The following is a 19,462-nucleotide window of genomic DNA, read 5'->3' on the forward strand; positions in this document are numbered from 1 at the left end:
GCCGCGCCCGTGAGGAGCGGCAGCGCCGGCGAGCTCGGCTCAACAGCGCTGGCCGATGATGGGCGGCGTCACGGCGCGGGTGTCACTGGCACGCCTGGGCGGCCGTGTTCCGGCGGAGCCCACAGGCGAAGGCGCCGCCGCCGCAGCTGAAGACGCTGCAGTACTCGTGCACCTCCCTGTACCCGTTGGGGTAGGTTTTTACCTCGCAGTCCGCAGGGCTGTAGTCGCACACCTCCTGGCAGCGGATCGGGCCGGTCGTGCCGTCGTTCGCGTCCGTGCACGGCCGCTCGTCGAGCTGGGTGGTCGACGTGAACCCCACGTCCGCCTGATCATCGAAGTGCCCCGTGCAGAAGTGCGCGTCGGTGACGGTGCCCTCGAGATAGCTCCGGATGTCCGGCGAGAAGAAGGGCACCGGGTTCGGCGCCTTGTTGTCGGCGACGCGGCGGACCTCGAAGTGCAGGTGGTCGTTGTCCGGCCAGTCCGACGACTCGCCGATCTCCTGCCCCGGGACGACGAGATCGCCCTCCGCCACCAGGGTCGACGCGGCGTGCCCGTAGATGACGTACACCGAGCCATAGCGGATCGTGAGATCGATCTGAGCGGGCGCGCCCCGGGCGGTGGGGTACCTGCCCGTGCAGGCGTTTGGCCCGGCGCACATGACCTTTCCATAGCCGACCGAGTACAGGGGGCTGCGCGCTGGGACGGAGAAGTCGAGCCCGCTGTGGTTGCCGGAGGTGTGCGTGTAATAGACGGTCTGGAGCACGACCGAAGTGCACGTATGGCCGAAGTACTGCCCCATGGGCGGCGCATCTCCGTTCGGCATCGTGGTGGGGTGATTGCAGAACGTGGGCACCTTCGTGCCGCTGAGCTCGTCGCCGGGCCCCACCTCGCCGCAGCCGGTGGTCGGGTCCCCCCCGCCGCCGGCGCCCGAGACCGACGCGTTCGTGATGGTCGCGCCGTCGTCGTACAGGCTTGTATCCAGCTCGAGCGGGTACGTGGGCGCCGCGCTGCTCGTGTGGAACACGGCCCCGTTCTTCAGGTAGCTCACCTGGCCGTTCTGCACCTCGACGCGGAAGACGTCTCCGGCCTGGTAGGTCCCGAAGTACCCCTGTCCGTAGCCTTGCTCCACGACCTCCAGCCCCCCGTCGCCGCGCAGGTAGATCGCGTAATCGATGTCTCCGTAGCCCTGATCGGCGTCGCCGTGGCCAAGGCCCGCCATCTTGTACCGGTTCGTCTCGTTCGTGGAGAACTCCACGTAGCCGCCGTCCGACGCGATCTGCTGGACCGACGAGGCCCCGGCATGCCAGCCCCAGCCGGCGGCGCGCGTCAGCGAGCCCCCGCTCGCCGGCGCATGGCGGACGTTCTTCCAGAACCCCGGCGGCATGCAGCTCGTGTCCCCGGCCGCGCAGCTCACGACCTGGGCGCCGGTGACGGTCGCGCCCTCGTGGTTCAGGCTGGTATCGAGCCTGAGCGGATAGGTGGGCGCCGTCAGGCTCGTATGGAACGCCAGCCCGTTCTTGCGGTACCGCACCTGGCCATTGAACACCTCGACACGGAAGACGTCGCCGGCCTGGTAGGTCCCGAAGTACCCCTGTCCAACCCCTTGCTCGTAGATCTCCAGGCCCCCATCGGCGCGCAGGTAGATCGCATAATCGATGTCGCCGTAGCCCTGATCGGCGTCGCCGTGGCCGAGGCCCGCCATCTTCTCGAGGTTCGCCTCGTTCGTGGAGAACTCAGCATAGCCGCCGCCCGCCTCGATCTGCTCGGCCGACGAGGCCCCGGCGTGCCAGCCCCAGCCGGCGGTGCGCGTCAGCAAGCCACCGCTAGCGGTGGCATAGCGGACGTTCTGCCATAGCCCGGGGGGCATGCAGCTCGTGTCCCCGGCCGCGCAGCTCACGACCTGGGCGCCGGCGACGGTCGCGCCCTCGTGGTTCAGGCTGGTGTCGAGCCCGAGCGGGTAGGTGGGCGCCGTGGTGCTCGTGTGGAACACCATCCCGTTCTTGCGGTAGCGCGCCTGGCCATTGAACACCTCGACGCGGAAGACGTCCCCGACCTCGTAGGTCCCGAAGTATCCCTGTCCAACGCCCTGCTCGTAGACCTCCAGGCCCCCGTCGTCGCGCAGGTAGATCGCGTAATCGATGTCTCCGAAGCCCTGGTCCGTGTCGCCGTGGCCGAGGCCCGCCATCTTCTGGAGGTCTGCCTCGTTCGTGGAGAACTCCACGTAGCCGTCGCCCGCCTCGATCTGCTCGGCCGACGAGGCCCCGGCGTGCCAGCCCCAGCCGGCGTCGCGGGTCAGCAGGCTTCCGTTCGCCGTGGCGTAGCGGACGTTCTTCCATTCCTGCGGCGGCATGCAGCCCTCGTCCCCGGCCGCGCAGCTCATGATCTGGGCGCCGGTGACGGTCGCGCCCTCGTGGTTCAGGCTGGTGTCGAGCCCGAGCGGGTAGGTGGGCGCCGTGGTGCTCGTGTGGAACACCATCCCGTTCTGCCGGTAACGCACATGGCCGTTGAACACCTCGACGCGGAAGACGTCGCCCGGCTGGTACGTCCCGAAGTACCCCTGTAGAACCCCCTGCTCGACGATCTCCAGGCCTCCATCGGCGCGCAGAAAGACCGCATAGTCGATGTCCCCGAAGCCCTGATCGGCGTCGCCGTGGCTCAGGCCCGCCATCTTCTCGAGGTTCGCCTCGTTCGTGGAGAACTCCACGAACCCGTCGCCCGCCTCGATCTGCTCGGCAGACGAGGCCCCGGCGTGCCAGCCCCAGCCGGCGCTTCGCGTCAGCACGCCTCCGTTGGCGGTGACGTAGCGGACGTTCCTCCACAGCCCTGGCGGCATGCAGCTCGTGTCCCCGGCCGCGCAGCTCGCGACCTGGGCGCTGGTGATGGTCGCGCCCTCGTGGTTCAGGCTTGTGTCGAGCCCGAGCGGGTAGGTGGGCGCCGTGGCGCTCGTGTAGAACACGAGCCCGTTCTTGCGGTAACGCACCTGGCCGCTGAACGCCTCCACGCGGAAGACGTCGCCGGCCTGGTACGTCCCGAAGTAGCCCTTCCCGTACCCCTGCTCGACGATCTCCAGGCCTCCATCGGCGCGCAGAAAGATCGCATAGTCGATGTCCCCGAAGCCCTGATCGGCGTCGCCGTTGCCGAGGCCCGCCATCTTCTCGAGGCTCGCCTCGTTCGTGGAGAACTCCACGAATCCATCGCCGGCCTCGATCTGCTGGACCGACGAGGCCCCGGCGTGCCAGCCCCAGCCGGGGCTGCGCGTCAGCAATGTCCCGTTCGCCGGGGCGTAGCGGACGTTCTTCCAGAACCCCGGCGGCATGCAGCTCTCGTCGCCGGCCGCGCAGCTCGTGACCTGGGCGCTGGTGACGGTCGCGCCCTCGTCGTGCAGGCTGGCGTCGAGCGCGAGCGGGTAGGTGGGCTCCGTTTGGCTAGTATAGAATACGACCCCGTTCTTGCGATAACGCACCTGGCCATCGAACACCTCGACGCGGAAGACGTCGCCGGCCTGGTAGGTCCCGAAGTAGCCCTTCCCGTATCCCTGCTCGAGGATCTCCACGCCCCCGTCGGCGCGAAGGAGCACCCCGTGATCGATGTCCCAGAACGATGGGCTCTCATCGCCGTGGCTCAACCCGGCGATCTTGGTCCGGTTCGCCTCGTTCGTGGAGAACTCGACGAACCCGTCGCCCGCCTCGATCTGCTGGACCGACGACGCGCCGGCGCTCCAGCCCCAGCCCGGGCCCCGGGTGAGGGCGCCGCCCGACACCTGGACCTCGACGGCGTTGTTCCAGAAGGCGCTGGCGCCCTCTGCAGCCCGCGCGTCTCCCGCGCTCGCGATGGTGCTCCCGAGCGCGAGCGCCGCGAGGAGCGCGCCTTTGCAGAGCCGCCTCATGATGCGCCCGTCCTCCCGCGGCCCGCGACGAGCGCGGCGGCGAGGCATGGCGCAGGGTACCGGATGGATCTGTTGAATGCGTGATGAAGCACGGTGTTGATCTCCTCTGGACATGGATCGTTGATGAGAAGCCGGGCAGACGAGGCCCTCCGGCCAGCGCTCCGCCGCGGGTCGCGCGTCGCGCGGCCGTCGCGCGCGTGCGTCTCCGCTCACCAGCGCGCGACGGCGGCTGGCCCTGGCGCGCAGGAGGGCGCGGGGGCGCGGATCGGGCGTGGCTCGACGGCCACCCCCGTTCCTACGCCGCGGCCGTCCGGCTTCTGACAGGCACCGATCCTCTTTTCCCGCGCGCGCCGCCGGCCATGCCCGGCGAGAGGCGTCGCCGGGCGTGGCGGGGAGCGCGGGGGGCCGGGGACGCGGGCGTTCTCCGGCCGGGAGACGGCCAGGAGGCGCCCGCGCGGCGCGGCGCCGCCGTGTTATGTCGAGCGGCATGGCAGCGCCGCGCATCGCCGTCGTGGGTCATGTCGAGCACGTGACGCTCGGCCGCACCGAGGGCGTCCCCCAGCCGGGCGACATCGTTCACCTGCTCGACGCGCGCTTCCTGCCCGGCGGGGGCGGCGGCCTCGCCTTCGCTCAGCTCTGCCGGAGCGACGCCGAGATCCACCTCTTCACCGCGCTAGGGCACGACGCGGCGGCGCGCGCCGTCGAGGAGCGCATCCGCGTCGCGCCGGGGCGCGTGCACGTCCATGCGGCGGTGCGCGCCGTGGACCACCCGCGCGTGGTCGTCGTCGTGGACGCCGAGGGCCGCCGCACCATCCTCGTCACCGGGGCCCCGCTCCAGCCCGCCGCGACCGACCCGCTCCCGTGGTCGATCCTCGCCGGCTGCGACGCCGTTTACTTCACCGGCGCCGACCCCGAGAGCCTGCGCCTCGCGCGCGCCGCGCGTCGCCTCGTGGTGACCGCCCGCAGGGGCGCGGCGCTCCGGGCGACGGCGATCGCCCCCGACGTGGTCATCGGCAGCGCCTCCGATCCGCGCGAGAACGCCCCGCTCGCCGCGTACGACCCCTGCCCCGGCGCGCTGGTGCTCACCGACGGGCCGCGGCCCGTCCGCGTCCTCCGCCCGGGGAGCGCCGCGCTGGTCGACGCGCCGCCCGCGCCGGACCGCGTCCTCGGCGAGTACGGCGCCGGCGATAGCTTCGCCGGCGCCCTCACCTACCACCTCGCCCACGGCCTCCCGGTCGAGGAAGCCTGTCGCCTCGCTGGACCACACGGCGCCGCCGTGCTGCGCGGGATCGATCCGCTCGAGACGCAGATCGGGCTCATCGCGCCGTGACTCGGATCCACGCCTGCGTGGAGGGATCCCGGCGCTTCGGTCGACATGAGCGGAGGGACGCCCTCGAGCCCGCTCCACCCCGTCATCGCCGCCCTCCTCGCCTCATGGCGGCGTCAGGAGAGCCACTCCGCGCGCGCTCGGGCGACCTCCGCCGGGGCGCATCCCTCCTCCGGGGCGCGCAGGCGCTCCCATGCCTGCTCGATATAAGCGAGGCACTCCATGATGGATCCCTGCTTGCCGGCCTCCCGCGACCCGCTCGGGATCGCGCGCTCGACAGGGCAGACGGTGTACTGCTTCTCGTGATCGACGACGACGCGATAGGTGGCTGCGTCCTGCCGCTGTTCCTGGTTCATCTTCCCCTCCGCGGGTCGGCCCGATTGCGCTGCGGGGTCGCACCATAACCTCGCTCCCCGCGCCGTCGAGCCGGAATCTCCGAGAACGGATCGCAGGATCAGGCCGTCTCCGCCCGAGACGGCATCATGCCGGGATCGATGCCCGTGTCACGACATCGCGCCAGCGAACCGATGACGCGAGGAGCCGCTCCCCCATGGGTCGACGCCTCACGCCGCGGGAACAGGCAAGGAGCCTCAGCCCATGTCTCGTCGTGCTGGCGCCGCAGCAGGCCGGAGCGGGCGGTTCCAGCCGCGGCCGGGAGTCCCGCACGCCGTGGCCTTGAAGCGATGGATCGTCGGCATCAGCTGTCCGGAGACTCGTGGAAGTCCGCGATATTTGTCCGGTTCAGTAGAGGATCGAGGGCAGGAACGCGCCCGCGGGCTCGTTGTAGAGACCGACACTCATGAGCGTCATCGGCTGGACCACGCGTAGGCCATGGTTCAAACACCAACGGAACAGCTCCCCGTTGCGGGTTGGTAGGAGGAAGCCGGGACCCGGGAATGCGGAAGCCGCCCCGATGAGCGCTTTCAGCGCGTCGTTCGTCTCGCCGACGGCATGGCCAAAAAACGCGACCGGCGTGGCATAGCCGGTGATACGCCCCCCGTGCTCGACGATGGTCGCGGTTCCCTGCTTGATCGCATCGAGCAGTTCCCCACGACGGTCATGGCCGTGGACTTGCACACACACCTGATTGCAGGCGTCCAGATCACGCTCGGTGGCTGGGCGCACGCTGTAACCGGGCACCTGCACGGCGAGGGGTGCTCCTTGCATGATGGACAGCGGTTCGCGGGCCACGAACCCCAACCTGGCATACAGGGAGAGCGAGCGACTATGGTAGGCGGCCTGGACCAGCCGGACCCCCGGATAACGCTGCTGGGTCACCCGATCCAGGACATGCTGCATCAGCTGGCGTCCGACCGCGCGATTTTGAATCGCGGGATCGACCGTGATCGGGCCGATGCCCGCCACCGTCGAACGCTCGTCGAGGAAGTTGCTGCCGACAACCCGGCCGTCAAGCTCGGCGACCACCGCATAGAAGCAGGGGTGCGCAAGCAGCCCCGCCAGGAGCGCGGTGGCGGCTTCGGGCGAGGGCAAGTCCGGTGGGAAGCCGTGCTGCTCAGCTATTGTCTTGAAGGCATCGTAACAGATCGCACCACAGCGCGGCGCGTCTTCGGCGTTGCCCGGTCGCAGCGTGACGCTCATCGGGGCTCCCTCCATCCACTACTCATCTGGTTGACCTCCAGTTGTTGCGACACCTAACGGCCGGCCGTTGAGCCGCGAGCCCGAAGGGAGGCCCCCGCAGGGGGCCGATCGCAGGGCTCGTCGGATCCAATGGCGGGTTGGGCGACGCCGTCAAGAGTCGGCAAAGATCGCCGCAGCCGAGGCCGATCGTACATGACCCTCGGCCTGTACGGATCGCGCTTCGCGCCTGCAGAGCGCGGTCGAGGCAGGTCGGTCTCGCCAGCGCCCACGGTCACCTGACCGCCCCCTTCTGTGTAAAGCACGGACGTACCGCGGCGCCTGCCCCTTGGGTTATCCCGTGAGAGGGCGCGTCATCCCCCTGCCGAAGCCGCCACACGCGGCGGCCGTCCCGCGGTGGCTGGCGCAGGATCACGGGAAGGTCCATCCACGGCGCTGATGGATCCATCCAGAACATCGAATGGTCGGCCGGACGGGCGTCGTTACAACTCTCTTCATCGAAGCGCGGCGCGCCGTGCGCCGCCGAAGAGGAGGATCTTATGACCGCTGCTTCCCCGACCGCCGTGACGCTCTCCCTCCTGGCCCGCATCGAGGCCAAGCCCGGCAAGGAGGCCGAGGTCGAGGCGCTCCTCCGCTCCGCCGTCGGCCTCGCGGCCGAGGAGCCGCGGACGGTTCACTGGTTCGCGCTGCGCATCGGGCCGTCGACGTTCGGCATCTTCGACACCTTCGCGGACGAGGTGGGGCGCAAGGAGCACCTCGCGGGCCGCATCGCGGCAGCGCTCATGGCCAAGGCGCCGGAGCTGCTCGCCGCGCCGCCCGTCATCGAGCACGTGGACATCATCGCCGCGAAGGGTTGACCGGCCGCGCCCGGGCAGCGCGCGAGAGCAGCGCGTCCCAGAAGAGCTGCAAGCCCGGCGCCGGCGTGCGATCGCCCGAGCGCACCAGCGCGACGGTGCGACGGAGGGCCGGATCGACGAGCGGGCGCTGCGACGCGCCCGTCAGGAGCACCGAGTGCTCGGGCATGAAGGCAAAACCCAGCCCCGCGTGCACCAGGCTCTGGACCCAGTCCTCCCGGTCGGTGCGGTACGCCGCGTACAGGTCCACGCGCCGCGCGGCGCACACGCCCGTCACCTGCTCGCGCATCTCGCAGGCGAGCCGATCGAGGTAGGGCTCGCCGTCCAGATCCTCGAGCCGCAGGCCCTCGCGCGCGGCCAGGTGGTGGCCGGGCGGGAGGACCACGACGTAGCGCTCCTCGTAGAGGGGCGCCACCACGCACCAGTCCGGGACGGCGTCGCCGAGGTTCGAGACGATGACGTCGACCTCGGCCTCCTCGAGCCGCCGCAGGAGCTCACCCTGCACGGCCACCGCGATCTCCAGCTCCACCCCCGGCGCCTCCGCGCGGAACGCCGCCAGCGAGCCCGCGAGCCGCGCGGGCCCGATGGTGCAGAGGATGCCCACCCGGAGCGGCACCTGCTTGAGGCGCCGGTGGTTGTCCGCGATCACCTGGACGGCCTGCATCTCGTCCCGCAGCCGCTGGAGCCGCGGCAGCACGCGCTGCCCCAGCGCCGTGAGCTTGGCGCCGCCGCGCTCGCGCAGGACGAGCGGCCCGCCCAGCTCCTCCTCGAGCTTCTTGATGGCGGCCGTGAGCGCGGGCTGCGAGACCGCGCACCGCTCGGCCGCGCGCGTGAAGCTGCGGGTCTCGGTCACCGCAAGGAAATACCGGACCTGATGCATCTCCATGGCCGCGCATCTTCGCCCGGCGACGCCGCCCGCGCCAAGGAGGGCGGCGCGTTCGCTCGGCTCCGATCAGGGCTGCCGAGGGAGAAGACGACCGGCGGCCCCTCTCCCCGGGAGGGCGAGGGTCACCGAAGCGCGGTGGTGATCACATAGCGCGTGTCGCCGAACTCCGGATCATCGCATTCCTTGTAATACTCCCCGGAGCGGTTGAGCTTGCCGCAGTACTCCTTGCAATGCCCGACGATCTCGATCATCCCGCAGCCCTCGAGATCGCCGTCCGCGGCGAGCTGGCCCGCGGCGCAGTCGCGCTTCGCCGCGCGCGCGACATCGACGTTCGCCGGGTTGTAACAGGCGCGCAGGTACGGCGTCTCCGTGAAGAGGTTCCCCCAGAAGGCCCCTTCGACATGAGGGTACTCGTCGAGCTCGCCGCACCCGACCTCGTGATGCAGCGGGTTCTGTCGGGAGCGCATCGAGATGCTGACCGAGACTCCATAACGGTTCGTGTGGGCGGCGAGGCACGCGGAGACCATCCGCTTGCCCTCGTCGTCGAGCGGGCGCCGGTCCCACCGAGGCGCGAGGCCGAGGTGTCCGGGATAGACCTCCTTGTGGGTCGCGCCCGCGCTGTCGGTCCAGGAGAAACGGAACGACTGGGACTCCTTGAGCGCGCAGCTGACCGTGTACTTCACGAGCGACCGAAAGAGATCGCCCCTCGCGCCAGGATCCCTGAGAGCGGAGGCCGCCACCGGGCTCAACGCGTTCGCGCTGAGCGCGTTGGCGCTCAACGCATTCGCGCTCAACGCATTCGCGCTCAGCGCATTCGCGCTCAGCGCATTGCCGCTCGCGAGCTCGCCAGCGCTCGAGCCGAGCTCCTCTGTTTCATCCCCCGCTTCGAGCGCCTGCTCGGGCGCGATGCAGCCGGTAGCCACGAAAAGGATGCCTGCGCACCCAAGTACAGCCCTGGTTTTCACGTGATGAGACCTCAGGTAGCGAGCCAAGGGGAGCGCCCACGCTCCCCGATCACAGCACGCCCTCCGGCGCGTCGCTCAACACAACGACAGCCGGGAACTCTCCACGTCAACGACCAGGGTACGGCAAACCACTTCGACTGTCAGCTATTAAATTGCACGTCCTCCGCGGATTCCTCCGTGGGACAGCAACGCTTCGTCACGTTCAATCACGTTCGGCCACGTTCAGTCACGTTCAGTCACGTTCGGCCACATTCAGTTCCGACCGTTCCGCCCAGCTCCGACAGCTCCGACCCACTGCGATGCGAGCTCCAGGGTGCGGGCGTTGTCCGGAACGTGGGAGAGAAAGCGCCCGCGCCACTCGGGATCGCGAACGCCGGCGGCCCGGTCGAGCAGCTTGTCGCGCGCCGAGGAGATGGCGACCGCGGCCCTGGCCGCGTCGCCGACCGCGGAGAACGCCTCCGCGTGGACCAGTCGGATCATCGACTCGCCCTCTTCGATCCCGCCGAGCGACTCGAGCGCTGCCAGGGCCTCGCCGGCGGCCACGAGCGCCTCGGCGGCGCGCCCCAGCCCGATCAGCGCCCGGGCGCGGATCGCCATGGCCGTGACGCGGAACGGCGACGCGCTCTCCAGCGCCTCGGCGAGGCGCGCCTCGCGCTCAGCGCCCGCGAGATCGCCGGCGAGCAGGGCTATCTTTGCGAGGTACGAGCGCGACACCACCTCGGCGCGCGGGTCGCCCAGCCGCTGGCTCGAGGCGAGGGCCGCCTCCTCGACGGCCCGCGCCTCGGCGAGCCTGCCGCAGTAGGCGAGGACCTGCCCGAGGCTGGCCTGCGCCGCCGCCGCCACCTCGTGCAGACCCATCCGCTCCGTGGCCTCCAGCACGGAGCGGAGCGCCGCCTCGGCGCCGCCGAAATCGCCGAGCTCGCCGTAGGAATAGCCCAGGTTCGCGCGGGTGATGCACGCGTTGCGCCGGTCGCCGACCTGCTCGAACGCCACCAGCGCAGCCTCCAGGCCGGTGACGCAGGCGCCGGGATCGCCCCCGCTCATCGCGCGGAAAGCGCGCGCCTGGTGCAGCCCCGCGACCACCTCGGCCCCCGTGCCGGCGCCGGTCGGCGCCCCGTCGGCCATGGCGCGCTCCACCTCCGCGATGAGCCCGTCGACGATCGCAGGCCGTCCGGCGAAGGCCAGCGTCGAGGCGCCCATGCAGAGGCAGGTGCTCCTCGCGCTCTCCGCGCCTTGCGAGGCGGTGACGACGACCGCCGCGCCCATCCACCGCTCCACACGGTCGAAGCCGCCCAGCTTGCTCGCGGCCGCGACGGCCTGCGTGACGGCCGCGAACCATGGCGCCGAGCCGGGCGCGAGGTGCCGCGCCGCGTCCGTCCCCCGCTGCTCGGCCAGCGCGAGGTCGCCACGCCACACGTGCGCCTCGGCCTGGACCAGCCGGAGCGCCCCCACCACCGCGGGCTCCGGCGCGCACTCGAGCCCGCGCTCGGCCCGCGCGATCGCGGCGCCGAGATCGTTGCCCTCCAGGGCGTGCTGCGCCGCGCGCAGGTACGCCGCCGCGGCCCGCGCGGGCACGGCGCCGCGCTCGAAGTGCTCCGCGAGCGCCATCGCGTCGGGCTCGCCCGCGCCCTCCAGCCAGGCGCCCGCCAGCGCGTGGCCCAGCCGCCGGTCGGCCTCCGTCAGCATCCCGTACGCCGCCTCGCGCACCAGCGCGTGCCGGAAGCGGTACTCGACCTCTCCGCGCAGCCGCCCGGGGCCGCGCCGGTGGACCACCTCACGGCGCTCCAGCTCCGAGAGCCAGCGCGTCACCACGGCGCCCCCGAGCAGCGCGCTCACCGCGCTCGGCCAGAACGCCTGGCCGAACACGCTCGCGGCCCGCAGCACGCGCCGCGCCTCGGCGTCGAGCGCCTCGATGCGCGCCTGCACCATCGCCAGCACCGTCTCCGGCAGGTCCGCGCCGTGGCCGGCCGCCACCGCGCGGACCTGCTCCTCCAGGTAGAACGGGTTGCCGTCCGCCCGGTCCACCAGCGTGGCCACGAGCTCGGCGCGCGCCTCGTCGCCCAGCGCGGCCCGCACCAGCCGCTCGCTCGCCCGGCGCGTGAGCGGCGGCAGCATCATCTGGTTGCCGAAGCGCCCCTGAGACAGCCCCGGAAAGGCCTCGTGCACCTCGGGTCGAGCCAGCCCGAGCACCAGGAACGGCAGATCCCGCAGGCTCCGGAGCGCCGCCTCCACCATCGTCAGGGTGGGCAGGTCGCCCCACTGCAAGTCCTCGAGGATCAGCAGCACGGGCTGCCTCGCGCACTCGGCCCGGATGAACTCCTCCCACGACAGCCGCAGCTGATCGCCCATCAGCTGCCGGTTGCGCCGCGCCGCGCCGACCCGGATGTCGTCGTCCGGGAACGGCGCGCCCAGGAGCTCGCCAAGGAAGGCGCTGACGCGCCCGACGTCGAGCTCCGGGTGGCGCTCGACCCGCGCCCTCACCTTGCGCCGGCGCTCCTCCAGCGGCTCGCCGTCGACGATGCCCATCGCGCTCCGCAGCGCGCGCGACAGGAGGCCGAACGCCGAGCCCGAGCTCATCGGGTCCCCCTGGCCGATCCACACCTCCACGTGGGCGCCGTCCGCCAGGTCGGCGCCGCCCCCGCCGCGCGCGCGGTCGGCCGCTCGCGCGTTGCGCGCCGACACCGTCTCGAGGAACTCCTGCCGCAGCCGCGATTTGCCCATGCCGGCCGCCGCGACCACCAGCAGCGCGCCGGAGGTCGACTCCTCGGTGCTCCGATCGAGCTCCGCGGTCAGCACCGCGAGCTCCCGCTCCCGCCCGAAGCACGCCACCGGCTTGCCGAGCAGCGCCGGCGCCGACGTCACCCTGAGGTCGTCCCGCGCCCCGTGGAGGAAGCGCGCGCCGCCCTCGCAGCTCGTCTCGAACCGGCCGCCCAGGAGCCCCGCCGTCACCTCGTCGATGCGGACCGCGGCCACCGCGCCCGGCTCGCCGCGCGACGGCAGGAGCTGGACCGCCCGGTCGATGAGCTCGCCCATCGGGATGCGCGACGTCAGCTCGGCCCGGCCGGTCACGAGCGAGACCTGCGCGCCGCCGAGCAACGCGCGCAGCGAGAGCGCGCAGCGCGCGGCCTGCGCGGCGAGATCGGTGGCCGCCTCGGCGCTCGTCAGCACGAGCAGCGGCGATCTCGCGTCGATGAGCTCGATCTGACCCTGGTAGCGCTCGGCGAGCGCGTAGAGCTCGTCGGCGCGGCCCGTCGCCCGCGCCTGCTCCTCCTCCTGCGAGCGCGTCACCTCCTCGGGCGCCGAGCGCTCGTGCGCGAGCACGAGGCACGTGACGCGCCGCTCGCTGCTCGTGAGCTCCAGGACGGGCGCCAGCGCGGCAGGGTAGGCGCCGTCCGCCGCGCCGGCGCGGCTGAGATCGATCGCGCGGAGCTCCTCGGCGACGGCCGCGCCGTCGCGGGGCCGCCCGTCTGGCTGCTTCGCGAGCATCCTGGTGACGAGGACGTCGAGCTCGCCCGGCAGATCCGGGCGAACCTCGCGGAGGCGCGGCGGCTCGTCGAGCAGCACCTTGACCATCACGGCGAGCGCCCCGACACCCTGGAAGGCGGCGCGCCCGGTGAGGCACTTGAAGAGCACGCAGCCGAGCGCGAACACGTCGGCGCGGGCGTCGACGCGCCGCTCGCCGCGCGCCTGCTCGGGCGCCATGTACTCCGGGGTCCCGAGGACGGTGCCCGGCAGGGTGAGCTGCTGGTCGATCCGGAAGCGCGCGATCCCGAAGTCGAGCACCATGGCGCGATCGAGCCGCCCCTCGACGAGGAGCAGGTTGCTCGGCTTGAGGTCGCGGTGCACGACGCCCTGCCCGTGGAGGGCGCCGAGCGTCTCCGCGATCCGCGCGACGACGTCGACGCTCTCGGCGGGGGTGAGCCCTCGCCGCGCGATGCGCTCGGCGAGCGTCTCCCCGGCGAGCCACTCCATCACCAGATACGGCTTGCCGCCCGCCGCGACGCCGTGGGCGATGTACCGGACGACGCCGGGGACGCGCAGCGCCGAGAGCACCTCCACCTCGCAGGAGAAGCGGCTGAGCTCACCCTTGTCGGCGCGGCGAAGCACCTTGAGAGCCACCGTGTCGCCGCTTCGCCGGTCGCGCGCCCGGTAGACGTGCCCCATCCCGCCCGAGCCCGCGAGGCCCTCGATCTGGAACCGCTCGTCGACGATCTCTCCGACGCGCATCAACGGCCGTGAATCCAGCGATATCACGCGCGCCGCCCTCCTGGTCTGGATACAGGCCCGGGATGGTAGGGCGACTCACCTCCAGCGCGACCACGACCGGATCGAACGCGCGATGCGACGCGTCAGGGCTGGAGTCTCACGAAGAACACGCCGGCGCGCTCGGGGAGGACCGGCTCCGCGCACGCGCTGGCCGCCCGCCGGCGCGAACGAGGGGTTCTCGACGGATACGTGCGTGTGCGCAGGCCGTCCGGGTGGTGCGCCGAGCGCAGGTAAATCATCGACGACGAGGGCGCCCGTGATGGGGGAACGGCGCCGGCGCCGGAGAGGGCGCCGCCGGGTGCCGTGTTCTGGGGGCTCGCTTCAAGGCATCTGAAAAGCCATCGAGGAGCGCATCTCGCCATGTCGATAAGCTACGTAGTCGCGTCATGTCGATGGGTGGGTCTTGCGCATCGCGAACCTCGTCATCGCGCCGGCGAAGGGCCCCGCCTGCGCCATCGACGAACGCGAGACCCCGCCGACGACGCCCAGGGTGGGCGCGCTGGAGCGGCGCGGAGGCGGCGCGCCCGGAGGGCGGCCCTGAGGCGCGCTCGCCGGCGGGCCGGCACCTCCGCCGGCCGCGTGGCGTCGGGACGTCCGCGCGGCGCGAGCGCGGACGGAGACGGCGCTGGGCGGACATCATGAATGAAGTTTTTCTCTCCTGACGTTATCTTCGCCTCGGCCGCGTTTGTGATGAAGATCTTGTCCCCCGACATCGTCTCCGCCTTGGCGGCGTTCGCGAGCTGGCTCGGCGACCAAGGTGGCTGTTGACTTCCACGCGCGGAACTGCAATGTCTCTCGCTGCGCTTGCCCTTACCCACAGGAGACGTCGGATGTCGATGAGCAAGAAGCTGATGAGTGCCGTGTTGATGACCGTCGGCATTGGCTTTGCTGGAGCCGCGTGGGCCGCTGGCGGGACCGCGGACCTCCCCGCTTCCGTCGCCGAGAAGAAGGATTTCGGCTGCGGTGCAAAAGGACAGAAGGCCTGTCCGATGCAGGGCTGGATGAAGTCGGTGATGCAATCGGCGACCACGAGCGGCGACGCCGCGAAGATCGCGGAGGCGCTGGAGTACGTGGCGAAGCGGCCGCCGAAGGGCATGGACAAGTGGGTCGCGATCACGAACGACGGCATCGCGAAGGCCAAGAAGGGCGACATCGACGGCGCCAAGGCGAGCTGCAAGGCCTGCCACGATCTGTACAAGACGACGTACAAGGAGACGCTCCGCGACGCCCCCTTCTGAGGCGCTCCTCTCCTCTCTCGCTCTCTTCCCTCCCTCCGCTCATCCTTCCGCGCGCCGCGAGCGCGCCTTCTTCAGGCAGCCCTGGCCGGTCACGCCGGGCCTCGCCTGTCGATCTGCGGTGGCGGCCATGAAGCCGGCCCGCGGCGACGGCCATGAGCCGGCCCGCGGCGACGGCCATGAGCCGGCCCGCGGGCCAGAGCCCCCCGTTGGGCGCGCGCCGGACCGTGCAGCTCAGCAGCCGCCGCCGGCAGCCGCGCAGATCTCCTGGGGCGTGAGCGTCCGGCCGAAGATGCGGAGGCTGTCGATCAGCCCGTTGAACTCGTCTTCCCCCGAGGGCTCGTCCGAGCCGATGTGGACGGGCTGTTCGCCGGAGGCGATCACCGGGCCAGAGGGGCTCCGGTCGACCTCGACGCCGTTCACGTAGAGGCTCTGCGTCTGGCCGTCGGAGAGACAGGCGACGTGCGTCCACTGCCCGGGAACGATGGGGTAAGTCACGTTCCGCTCGACGCCCATGGTGCAGCGGATCTGTCCGCCCGGCATCAGGAAGAGCGAAGGCTTCCCGCCGCTGTCGATCACGGTGTATCGCCGCTTGTCGGGGAGAGAGGCGGGGTTGATCCAGACATCGATGGTCATCGCGGAGGCGGTCCATGCGGCATCGTGGCGGAAGTAGAGTTTGCTCCCCATCGTCACCGAGAGCGCCTGGCCGGCACGGCCAGGCGCATAGTGCAGGCTGCGCACCCGCTCGGGCGTGAAGTGATGCTGCGAGGCGTCGTCGGGGTTGCCCTCGAACGCGAAGCACGCGATCAGCGATGGAGCTGCCGCCCCGCACAGCGGCTTGGGAGCGCCAGCGGGCTCTTCGACCTGAGCGCCGCCGGGTTCTTCGACCGGATCCCCGCCGGGCTCTTCGACGGGAGCGCCGCCGGGTTCTTCCGTCGGCGTTCCGCCGGGTTCCTCCGCCGGAGCGCCGCCAGGCTCTTCGACGGGAGCGCCGTCAGGCTGTCCGGCGATGGCTCCGCCGGGTTCTCCAGCGGCAGCGCCGCCAGGTCCTCCGGGTTGAGCCTCGGATTCACCTGACCCGCCTGTGCCTTTCGTGTCGAGGGCGCAGCCCGGCAGCGACAGAAGAAGCACGGCGACGCCGGCCAGGCGATGTGCAGAGTGATGGGATTTGCAAAGCATGCTGCGTTTCCTGCGGGGCGCTCAGCGTAGCTCAGAACGCCGCTCCCTGTCACCGTGCCTCGCACGAAGGCTCGACTCGCGCCGGCGCGCCGCACGCCGATGCAGTGAGAAGAAAAATGCACCACAGAGGCGCAGAAGAAGAGGCGCGGAGTGCGTCGCGGTCGCTCGCTGCTCTCTCCTGTGGAGCCTCCGCGTCTCCTGGGTCGCGTTTGAGCAAAGAGAAGACCGCGAGCGCGGACGGGTCGGCGTTTTTTTACGGTGGTGGACGACAAGTAGACCGTTGATCGACGTCGTGGTCCGGTTCATGGACGGATTCATGGACCGACACGGGGCTCCGCTCCTGCTGCTCACGGCGACGTGGCTCCTGGCTGGCTGCGACAGGGAGGCCCCCCCACCTCGGCCGGACGCGACGCCTGACGGCGGCGGAGGAGGAGGGGCGGCCGCGCCGGGGTGCGCGGCCGGCGAGCGCACGACCGATTCTGGGTGCGAGCCCGCGGGCATCCCGCCCGAGGCCTGCGGCGCCGGCTTCACGCCGGGCGACCGAGCGTGCGCGCCTGTCCTGCCGGATGCCCCCTGCCCTGAGGGGACGATGGCCGTGCCGGGGGAGACCGCCTGTCGCGAGGTCGCGCCGTGCGGTGAGGCGCCATGGGGCGACATCGCCCTGGACGAGGAGACCCAGCACGTCGACGGCGCCTATGCAGGGGGCGACTCCGATGGCACGCCGGAGAGGCCGTGGACGACCGTCGGCGAGGGCCTCCGCGCGGCCGCGCCCGGCGCGGTCGTCGCGATCGCCGCGGGTACGTATCCAGAGGACGTGATCGTCGACAAGCCAGTACGGCTGTGGGGGAGGTGCCCGGCGCTCGTCGAGATCGCCGGGGCGGGGCCGGACACGGCCGCGGCCATCGAAGTCGGCGCGGGCGCCGACGCGGCCGAGATACGGGGCGTCGCGATCCGCAGCGCGGGGCAAGGTATCCTGGTCTCGGGCTCGAGCGGCGTCGTGATCGACGAGGTCTGGGTGGCCGGCGCGGGCGCCCAGGGCATCAAGGTAGACAACGAGCAAGGCCCGGCGGCGCTCACCGTCCGTGGCTCGCTCGTCGAAGGGGCCCATCGGGTCGGCGTGCACAGCGCGGGCGCCGAGCTCGCCCTCGAGTCGTCCGTCGTGCGAGGAACCCTCGAGTCCGGCGAGGTCGAGGGGACGGGCGTCGGCGCGAACAGGGGAGAGGGCAACACGCCGGCCTCGATCACGGTACGCGCATCCATCATCGAGCAGAGCCACGGAACCGGCGTGTACCTCATCGCCTCCGAGGCGCTCGTCGAGGACAGCGTGATCCGCGACAGCACCGGAATCGACACCAACGCCGCCGGGATGGGCGTGCTGGCCATCCGGAACAGCCGGGGCCAGCCGAGCCAGGTGACCTTGAGGCGCAGCGTCCTCGAGGCCAATGAGGAGGCGGGGATCTGGGTCCAGGGCTCGTCCGCCGTCGTCGAGGATACGGTCGTGCGCGACACGCGGCCTTACCCGGACAAGCTGGCGACGGGGTGGGGCGTCTATATTGCCGCCGACCTCGAGGAAGACCTGCGCTCCGAGGCGACCCTGCAGCGCGTGGTCGTCGAGCAGAGCCGCTACGTGGGCGTCGCGATCCTGAGCTCCGACGCCTCGCTCGACGGCGTGCTCGTGCGCGACACCCTGCCGCGCGACGGGGACGGGAAACACGGCGTCGGGCTCGCGGTGGCCTCCCGCGGCCCGCTGCGCGGCAACCTCACGGCGCGCGGCTCCGTGGTCGAGGGGAGCCGCACCGCGGGTGTCTTCATCGAGGGCGCCGACGCGACGCTGGAGCGGGTCGCGGTCCGCCGCACGCTCCCGCAGGCGTCGGACGGGCGTTTCGGCCGGGGGATCGAGGTCCACGCGCTCGGCGGCGCACAGGACGGGCGGAGCGGCCTCGTGCTCCGGTCGTCGCTCGTCGAGGAGAGCGTCGATTCGGGGCTCGCCCTCTTCGGATCTGCGGCCACCCTGGAGGAGACAACGGTCCGCGGCACGCGGAGCTCAGCCGATGGGCTCCAGGGAAACGGCGTCACGATCGTCAAGGACCCCGGCGACTCGGAGGCCACGTTGACCGGCGTGCGCATCGAGGCGAGCGACGGCGCCGCCGTCGCGAGCTTCGGCGCCTCGGTGGCGCTCGCGCGCAGCACCATCGAGTGCAACTTCATCGATCTCAACGTCGAGACGGAGAGCGGCACGGCGGGCAAGATCACCGACGGCGGCGAGAACCAGTGCGGCTGTCAGGGCGTGAGCGTCCCGTGCAGGGCGAAGAGCGCGGGGCTCGCGCCGCCGGAGCCGCTGCCGGAAGCGCTGTGAGCGCCGGCCTCGCCTCAGCCCGGCTCCCGCCTGGCGCGGCGCGGATCCCCCGCTGCGCTCCTCCGCACCTCCGGCTGGCAGGCCGGGCAGAAGATCGCGTCGTGCCCGTGGACGCTCGCGCGACGGAGCTTGTCGCCGCAGCGCGGGCACGGCTGGCCCGGGCGCCCGCGGACCTTGAGGAAGTCGCGCAGCCGCTCGTCCAGCGCCGGCGCGCGCCGGGCGATCGTCCGGGTCGCGTCGCCGAGGACACGGGCGATCGCCACGTGGAGGCGGTCGGTCTCCTCCTCGGAGAGGCTCTGGACCGTCGCCTTCGGGTGGATCCTTGCCTCGAAGAGCACCTCGTCGGCGTACGAGTCTCCCATGGAGTCGAGCGCCGTCCCGTCCATCAGGAAATCCTTGGCGAGGTCGCGCCGCCCGCGCGCGGCGGCGCGGAACGCCTCCTGCGTGAACACCCGAGGATCGAGGACGTCGAGGCCGACGCGCTGGAGCCCGGGGATCCTGTCGAAATCGCCCCGCGCGAGCACGTGGACCTTGCTCATCTGCACGTCGTCTCGGACCCTGAGCTCGCGGCCGTCCCCGAGGGTCAGCGAGAAGGCGAGATCGGTTGGAATCCGCGTCTCTCCTGGCCGCGTGATCGAGAACCGCCCTGCCAGCATCGGGGAGATCACGAGATCGAGCGCGCGCGCCCCGTCGAGCTCGAAGACCACGGCGTGCGCCCGCCGCGCCACGCGCCGGATCTCCGCGCCCGGCAAGAGCGCGTCGAGGCGCTCCGGGAGCAGGACGTGCAGCACCACCGGGTTCTCGGCCCGCGCCGCGGCCACGGCCGCGCCCGCGAGCTCGCGCGCGAGGATCGGAACGACGTACTCCAGGTCCGGGCGCTCGGGCACGCCTCCAGGATACAGATCTCGCCGC

The 19,462-nt window shown here is 71.7% G+C and carries 16 protein-coding genes; 7 read left to right on the plus strand and 9 right to left on the minus strand.

Annotated elements, in window-relative coordinates; translation table 11 throughout:
* Positions 1–82: 82 nt before the first annotated feature.
* Complete coding sequence (locus WMF12_RS37080) at positions 83–3,316, minus strand: M23 family metallopeptidase (RefSeq protein ID WP_437852840.1); 3,234 nt, start codon at positions 3,314–3,316, stop codon at positions 83–85.
* Between the two features lie 271 nt (positions 3,317–3,587).
* Between WMF12_RS37080 and WMF12_RS37085 the strand changes: the two genes are divergently transcribed.
* Positions 3,588–3,962: a hypothetical protein gene (locus tag WMF12_RS37085; RefSeq protein ID WP_437852842.1), complete on the plus strand. Its 375-nt coding sequence runs from the start codon at positions 3,588–3,590 to the stop codon at positions 3,960–3,962.
* 411 nt (positions 3,963–4,373) lie between these two features.
* Positions 4,374–5,216 (plus strand): PfkB family carbohydrate kinase, encoded by an 843-nt coding sequence (locus WMF12_RS37090; protein ID WP_437852844.1) that lies wholly within the window; start codon positions 4,374–4,376, stop codon positions 5,214–5,216.
* Positions 5,217–5,329: 113 nt separating this feature from the next.
* On the opposite strand, the gene WMF12_RS37095 is transcribed toward WMF12_RS37090, so the two are convergent.
* The gene (locus WMF12_RS37095; protein WP_437741457.1) at positions 5,330–5,569 is read right to left on the minus strand and encodes an MbtH family protein; all 240 of its coding nucleotides are present in this window, start codon (positions 5,567–5,569) and stop codon (positions 5,330–5,332) included.
* A 385-nt stretch (positions 5,570–5,954) separates the two neighbouring features.
* A complete protein-coding gene (locus WMF12_RS37100) occupies positions 5,955–6,812 on the minus strand; it encodes a GNAT family N-acetyltransferase (RefSeq protein WP_437852847.1) in 858 nt (285 codons plus the stop codon).
* Between the two features lie 536 nt (positions 6,813–7,348).
* Here WMF12_RS37100 and WMF12_RS37105 point away from each other — a divergent pair.
* The gene (locus WMF12_RS37105; RefSeq protein WP_437741465.1) at positions 7,349–7,666 is read left to right on the plus strand and encodes a putative quinol monooxygenase; all 318 of its coding nucleotides are present in this window, start codon (positions 7,349–7,351) and stop codon (positions 7,664–7,666) included.
* Here WMF12_RS37105 and WMF12_RS37110 read toward each other — a convergent pair.
* From WMF12_RS37110 to WMF12_RS37120, 3 genes are all read right to left on the minus strand, one after another.
* Positions 7,647–8,549 carry a LysR family transcriptional regulator gene (locus tag WMF12_RS37110; protein ID WP_437852849.1) on the minus strand — a complete coding sequence of 301 codons (903 nt, stop codon included), beginning with the start codon at positions 8,547–8,549 and terminating at the stop codon, positions 7,647–7,649. The two genes, WMF12_RS37105 and WMF12_RS37110, sit on opposite strands and share 20 nt — an antisense overlap.
* Positions 8,550–8,671: 122 nt before the next feature.
* Entirely contained in the window at positions 8,672–9,472 is an 801-nt protein-coding gene (locus WMF12_RS37115; protein ID WP_437741467.1) for a hypothetical protein, read from the minus strand.
* 294 nt (positions 9,473–9,766) lie between these two features.
* Positions 9,767–13,741 carry a serine/threonine-protein kinase gene (locus WMF12_RS37120; RefSeq protein WP_437852851.1) on the minus strand — a complete coding sequence of 1,325 codons (3,975 nt, stop codon included), beginning with the start codon at positions 13,739–13,741 and terminating at the stop codon, positions 9,767–9,769.
* A gap of 442 nt (positions 13,742–14,183) precedes the next feature.
* Between WMF12_RS37120 and WMF12_RS37125 the strand changes: the two genes are divergently transcribed.
* The 3 genes from WMF12_RS37125 (at position 14,184) to WMF12_RS37135 (ending at position 15,018) form a co-directional block, all read left to right on the plus strand.
* Positions 14,184–14,321, plus strand: coding sequence for a hypothetical protein (locus WMF12_RS37125; protein WP_437852853.1), 138 nt, complete (start codon positions 14,184–14,186; stop codon positions 14,319–14,321).
* Positions 14,322–14,422: 101 nt separating this feature from the next.
* A complete protein-coding gene (locus WMF12_RS37130; protein ID WP_437741469.1) occupies positions 14,423–14,548 on the plus strand; it encodes a hypothetical protein in 126 nt (41 codons plus the stop codon).
* A gap of 68 nt (positions 14,549–14,616) precedes the next feature.
* Positions 14,617–15,018, plus strand: coding sequence for a hypothetical protein (locus tag WMF12_RS37135; protein ID WP_437852855.1), 402 nt, complete (start codon positions 14,617–14,619; stop codon positions 15,016–15,018).
* Between the two features lie 231 nt (positions 15,019–15,249).
* Here WMF12_RS37135 and WMF12_RS37140 read toward each other — a convergent pair whose 3' ends face one another.
* Together WMF12_RS37140 and WMF12_RS37145 are read right to left on the minus strand one after the other, a co-directional pair.
* The gene (locus WMF12_RS37140) at positions 15,250–15,702 is read right to left on the minus strand and encodes a LamG domain-containing protein (RefSeq protein ID WP_437852857.1); all 453 of its coding nucleotides are present in this window, start codon (positions 15,700–15,702) and stop codon (positions 15,250–15,252) included.
* Between the two features lie 119 nt (positions 15,703–15,821).
* Entirely contained in the window at positions 15,822–16,088 is a 267-nt protein-coding gene (locus tag WMF12_RS37145) for a hypothetical protein (RefSeq protein WP_437852859.1), read from the minus strand.
* 422 nt (positions 16,089–16,510) lie between these two features.
* Here WMF12_RS37145 and WMF12_RS37150 point away from each other — a divergent pair, with 422 nt between their 5' ends.
* A complete protein-coding gene (locus tag WMF12_RS37150; protein WP_437852861.1) occupies positions 16,511–18,550 on the plus strand; it encodes a hypothetical protein in 2,040 nt (679 codons plus the stop codon).
* Between the two features lie 14 nt (positions 18,551–18,564).
* On the opposite strand, the gene WMF12_RS37155 is transcribed toward WMF12_RS37150, so the two are convergent.
* Complete coding sequence (locus WMF12_RS37155) at positions 18,565–19,437, minus strand: DNA-formamidopyrimidine glycosylase family protein (protein ID WP_437852863.1); 873 nt, start codon at positions 19,435–19,437, stop codon at positions 18,565–18,567.
* Positions 19,438–19,462 lie beyond the last annotated feature (25 nt).

This window comes from Sorangium sp. So ce363 (assembly GCF_051520435.1).
Taxonomy (GTDB): domain Bacteria; phylum Myxococcota_A; class Polyangia; order Polyangiales; family Polyangiaceae; genus Sorangium; species Sorangium cellulosum_B.

What these genes read in the sequence shown, in the direction of transcription:
- WMF12_RS37100 (WP_437852847.1), bottom strand. Translation starts at nt 6,812, where the DNA reads ATGAGCGTCACGCTGCGACCGGGCAACGCCGAAGACGCGCCGCGCTGT.
- WMF12_RS37085 (WP_437852842.1), top strand. Translation starts at nt 3,588, where the DNA reads ATGTCCCAGAACGATGGGCTCTCATCGCCGTGGCTCAACCCGGCGATC.
- WMF12_RS37090 (WP_437852844.1), top strand. Translation starts at nt 4,374, where the DNA reads ATGGCAGCGCCGCGCATCGCCGTCGTGGGTCATGTCGAGCACGTGACG.
- WMF12_RS37110 (WP_437852849.1), bottom strand. Translation starts at nt 8,549, where the DNA reads ATGGAGATGCATCAGGTCCGGTATTTCCTTGCGGTGACCGAGACCCGC.
- WMF12_RS37095 (WP_437741457.1), bottom strand. Translation starts at nt 5,569, where the DNA reads ATGAACCAGGAACAGCGGCAGGACGCAGCCACCTATCGCGTCGTCGTC.
- WMF12_RS37130 (WP_437741469.1), top strand. Translation starts at nt 14,423, where the DNA reads ATGAAGTTTTTCTCTCCTGACGTTATCTTCGCCTCGGCCGCGTTTGTG.
- WMF12_RS37135 (WP_437852855.1), top strand. Translation starts at nt 14,617, where the DNA reads ATGAGCAAGAAGCTGATGAGTGCCGTGTTGATGACCGTCGGCATTGGC.
- WMF12_RS37080 (WP_437852840.1), bottom strand. Translation starts at nt 3,316, where the DNA reads ATGCCGCCGGGGTTCTGGAAGAACGTCCGCTACGCCCCGGCGAACGGG.
- WMF12_RS37120 (WP_437852851.1), bottom strand. Translation starts at nt 13,741, where the DNA reads ATGCGCGTCGGAGAGATCGTCGACGAGCGGTTCCAGATCGAGGGCCTC.
- WMF12_RS37140 (WP_437852857.1), bottom strand. Translation starts at nt 15,702, where the DNA reads ATGGGGAGCAAACTCTACTTCCGCCACGATGCCGCATGGACCGCCTCC.
- WMF12_RS37150 (WP_437852861.1), top strand. Translation starts at nt 16,511, where the DNA reads ATGGACCGACACGGGGCTCCGCTCCTGCTGCTCACGGCGACGTGGCTC.
- WMF12_RS37105 (WP_437741465.1), top strand. Translation starts at nt 7,349, where the DNA reads ATGACCGCTGCTTCCCCGACCGCCGTGACGCTCTCCCTCCTGGCCCGC.